This is a genomic window from Desulfovibrio sp. 1188_IL3213 (genome assembly GCF_036763145.1).
Classification (GTDB): domain Bacteria; phylum Desulfobacterota; class Desulfovibrionia; order Desulfovibrionales; family Desulfovibrionaceae; genus Desulfovibrio.
In genome coordinates this window covers 1-2,298 of record NZ_JBAIYR010000369.1, presented here as the reverse complement: position 1 = coordinate 2,298, position 2,298 = coordinate 1, and the positions used below count along the sequence as shown (strand labels likewise).

2 protein-coding genes and 1 pseudogene are annotated in these 2,298 nt (G+C 59.4%); 2 read left to right on the top strand and 1 reads right to left on the bottom strand.

Features of this window, described 5'->3' with window-relative positions:
• Positions 1–222: 222 nt before the first annotated feature.
• The gene (locus V6C16_RS11520) at positions 223–813 is read right to left on the bottom strand and encodes an IMP cyclohydrolase (RefSeq protein ID WP_333535543.1); all 591 of its coding nucleotides are present in this window, start codon (positions 811–813) and stop codon (positions 223–225) included.
• A gap of 178 nt (positions 814–991) precedes the next feature.
• On the opposite strand from V6C16_RS11520, the gene V6C16_RS11515 reads away from it, so the two are divergent.
• Positions 992–1,798, top strand: coding sequence for an exodeoxyribonuclease III (locus V6C16_RS11515; protein WP_333535544.1), 807 nt, complete (start codon positions 992–994; stop codon positions 1,796–1,798).
• Positions 1,799–2,053: 255 nt separating this feature from the next.
• Positions 2,054–2,298: pseudogene (locus V6C16_RS11510) on the top strand (FAD/FMN-containing dehydrogenase); the annotation flags it as partial.

Genomic DNA, 2,298 nt, shown 5'->3' with positions numbered 1-2,298 from the left:
GTTCGCGCGCCTGCTCCACCGTGTACACGTCTTCCGCCGGAAAACGGCGGTTGAACAGGCGGTTGAGGGCGGCAAGCTGGCTGGGTTTCAGCCCTTGCAGATGGCCTTCTGGTTTTGGAATGGTGTGCTCCTGGCGCAGCGGCGCGCTGTTCGTTGCGGCCGTCAAGGGGGGCCACTTCTGAAAAGAGCAGGGCGGCTTGGGGCCGCCCTGCCTGATGTCGGTTACGGGCGCAGATAGGACGTGATGAGGGCGTCGTAGCGCGAGGTGGCCTCAAAAGCCCTTGAGGCCATGAGTTGGCGGAATTCCAGACTCACGGCATTGTCGTGGCTGCGCATTTCATCCATGGCGGTGGGGTACCATTGGGGAGAAGGCAGCACAAGAATGCTGTGAAAGTTTTTAGCAGCGGCGCGCAGCATACAGGGGCCGCCGATGTCGATTTCCTCCACGGCTTCTTCAAGGGAGAGCTTGCGCTCCACCGCTCCCGCAAAGTCGTAGAGGTTGACGCAAACCATGTCAAAGGGGCGTATGCCTTTTTCAGACAGGGTCAGCATGTGGGATTCTTCGTCCTTGTTTGCCAGGATACCGGCATGGATCTTGGGGTGCAGGGTTTTTACCCGGCCCCCGAGAATCTCGGGAAAGCCGGTGACCGTGCTCACTGCGGTGACGGGCAGGCCCGCCGCCTCCAGCGCCTTCTGCGTGCCGCCGGTAGAGACAAGCTCCACCCCGCGGGCAGTCAGAAAGGTGGCAAAATCCACAAGGCCGCTTTTGTCCGTAACGCTCAGAATGGCACGGCGAATGGGCAAGATGTCCATGAAGCGACTCCTAAAATTTCGTGGGCTTACGCGCCGGAAAGTCCGGCACGGCATAAATGTGACCCGCCCCTGTTATTACAATAAAATGCGCGTTTGCGCAATCTTCGCCGGTGGGCGTCACTGACGGCAGCTCTTGCGGGGCGGGGCGCGCAAGGCTATGCTCTGCGGCGGAGGTTTTATGCTGTTCAAACTCGTATCCTGGAATGTCAACGGGCTGAGGGCTGTTTCTACCAAGGCTGATTGGGACTGGTTTGCGCAAAGTGATGCCCAGGTGGTGGCCTTGCAGGAAACCAAGGCGCACCCGGAACAACTGGGTGAAGACGTGCGTGAGCCTGCGGGCTGGGAAAGCCGCTGGGCGTCAAGCACAGTCAAAAAAGGCTATTCCGGCGTGGCCGTATTCAGCCGTCTGCCTTTCCTTTCCTGGAGCGCTGAGCTGCCGCAGCCGGAATTTCAGGGTGAGGGCCGTCTGCTGCATCTGGAATATCCAGAGTTTCATTTTTTCAACGGCTACTTCCCCAACGGCGGAGCCGAAGAACTGGATGAAAACGGCAAGCCTACAGGCAAGTTCAAGCGCGTACCCTATAAAATGGCATATTTCGAGGCTTTTTTGGCCTATGCCGAAGAATGCCGCAAAAGCAAGCCCATTGTTGTCTGCGGCGATTTCAACATAGCCCACAGGCCCATTGACCTGGCCCGGCCCAAGCAGAATGAAAAATGCACGGGCTTTCTGCCCGAAGAGCGCGCCTTTCTCGACCGCTTCACGGCTATGGGCTATGTGGATACCTTCCGCCATGTGCATGGCGATGCGCCGGACAACTACTCGTGGTGGTCATACAAGACTCGCGCGCGGGCCAAGAATGTGGGATGGCGTATTGATTATTTCTTCGTGTCGCAAGAGCTGGCGCCCGCCATCCGCGATGCATGGATAGAAAACGATGTGTACGGTTCGGACCACTGCCCTGTGGGCCTGAGCCTGGAAGTATGACAAAACGCTGCCGTGATGCTGTCATGGCAGCTGTTTTTTGCCGTCGCATTGCGTTGCGCGCTTGCAGGGGCTGTTGACGCGCCCCGTTTGCACCTGTCGCAACTGCCGTAACTGCCGCACCAGTCGCTCGGGCGCGTGTCACATCCGGCCCTTGCTTGTCCCGACGGGGGCGGATATGAAGCAAACAGACCCGAGCAGATGTGGCGGCGCGGCTCATGTGCGGCTACATATTTTATCTCGCCGGGAGCGGTCCTCATGACGCAAGCGTCACTTCTGAACCCTTTGCCCCACAGTGTCGATGCACAGCCCTATGCGGACAGGCTTGAGCCTGCGGACATGGATTTTCTGCGCCGGACGCTGGGTGAAGACCTGCTTGTCACGGCGGAAGAACTTCATGTTTATGCTTCCGACGCCAGCCTGAAAACGGGCAGCCCCCTGGCCGCCGCCCGCCCCCGGCGTGTGGAGCAGGTGCAGGATCTGCTGGCCTGGGCGAAGGACAG

What these genes read in the sequence shown, in the direction of transcription:
- V6C16_RS11520 (WP_333535543.1), bottom strand. Translation starts at nt 813, where the DNA reads ATGGACATCTTGCCCATTCGCCGTGCCATTCTGAGCGTTACGGACAAA.
- V6C16_RS11515 (WP_333535544.1), top strand. Translation starts at nt 992, where the DNA reads ATGCTGTTCAAACTCGTATCCTGGAATGTCAACGGGCTGAGGGCTGTT.